The 1,609-nt window shown below is 68.6% G+C and carries 1 protein-coding gene; it reads left to right on the top strand.

Annotated features, from left to right (window positions below):
- Nucleotides 1-1,609: glycogen debranching protein GlgX (gene glgX / locus WAW85_RS02590; RefSeq protein WP_422558097.1), on the top strand; the 1,609-nt coding region annotated here is incomplete at both ends.

The raw sequence follows: 1,609 nt of genomic DNA on the forward strand, positions 1-1,609 counted from the left end.
CCATGCCCACATTGCCGGGATCGCGCCGGGCACGCGGTACGGTCTGCGCGCCCACGGCCCCGACGATCCCGGCGACGGACGACCATTCAACCCCGCCAAACTGCTGGTCGACCCGTACGCCCGCGCGCTGGACGGGCCGCTGCGCTCAGATGGGCTGATGTCCGGATTCACCACCGGACCCGACGGTGCACAGCTGATCGACCGTCGCGACAGCGCAGCAGTCGTGCCGAAGGGCATCGTCGCCGCCAGCGTGCCCGGACCCGATCCGCGCGCGAATCGGCCCGGCCACCCGTTGTCCGAGCTGATCATCTACGAGGCGCACGTCAAAGGCATCAGCGCCGCCCACCCCGACGTGCCGCCCGAGCTTCGCGGCACCTACGCGGGTATGGCGCATCCGGCGATTCTCCAGCACCTGAGAGCACTGGGCGTCAACGCCGTCGAGCTGCTACCCATGCAGGCCTTCCTCGACGACCAGTACGTCGTCGACAAGGGCCTGACGAACTACTGGGGCTACCAGCCGATCGGGTGGTTCGCGCCCGACCCGCGGTACGCCCACACCGATGCGCGCGCCGAGTTCCGGGCCCTCGTCCACACCTTGCACGAGGCGGGGATCGAGGTGATCTGCGACGTCGTCTACAACCATTCCGGCGAGGGTGACGAGCGGGGCCCGACCCTGTCCCTGCGCGGTCTGGACAACCGTACGTTCTACCGCCTGGACCAGGATGGGCGCCGCTACGTCGACGATACGGGTACCGGCAACACGCTGGCCGTCGACCGACCGCCGGTGCTGCAGCTCGTCCTCGACAGTCTGCGGTATTGGGCGACCGAGTTCGGCGTTGACGGATTCCGCTTCGACCTCGCCACGACGCTGGGTCGCACCGACGACGGTTTTACGCCCGACGGCCGGTTCTTCACCGCCGTGCAGCAAGATCCGGTGCTGGCCGGGGTGAAGCTGATCGCCGAGCCCTGGGATCTCGGGCCCGGCGGCTACCAGCTGGGGCACTTCCCCCACCCGTTCAGCGAATGGAACGACAGATTCCGCGACGACATCCGGCGGCTGTGGCGCGGCGAGGTCACCCTCGGCGACGCCGATCTCGGTTCCCGCCTGCTCGGCTCGGCGAGCGTCTTCGATCATTCCGCGCGGTCGGCGACGTCGTCGATCAACTTCGTGACCGCGCACGACGGCTTCACTCTCGCCGATCTGGTGTCGTACGAGCACAAACACAACGCCGCCAACGGCGAAGACGACCGCGACGGTCACAACGACAACCATTCGGACAATCTCGGTGTCGAGGGGCCGACCGACGATCCGCTGATCGGCCAGGCCCGCGACCGGCGGGTCCGCGGCATGCTGGCGACGCTGCTGGTGGCGCAGGGTGTCCCGATGCTCTTGGCCGGCGATGAGATCGGGAACAGCCAGGACGGCAACAACAACGCCTACGCCCAGGACAATCCGATCGGCTGGATCGACTGGTCGGCTCCCGACACGGAGTTGTTCGACGTCGTCCGCCGACTGATCGACCTGCGCCGCCGACTGCCGGTGCTGCGCCAGCGCACCTTTCGGCACGGACGTGAGCGCGCCGACGGTCATCGCGACGCCGTCTGGTGG

The sequence above is a fragment of the Gordonia sp. (in: high G+C Gram-positive bacteria) genome (assembly GCF_049299075.1).
Classification (GTDB): Bacteria; Actinomycetota; Actinomycetes; order Mycobacteriales; family Mycobacteriaceae; genus Gordonia.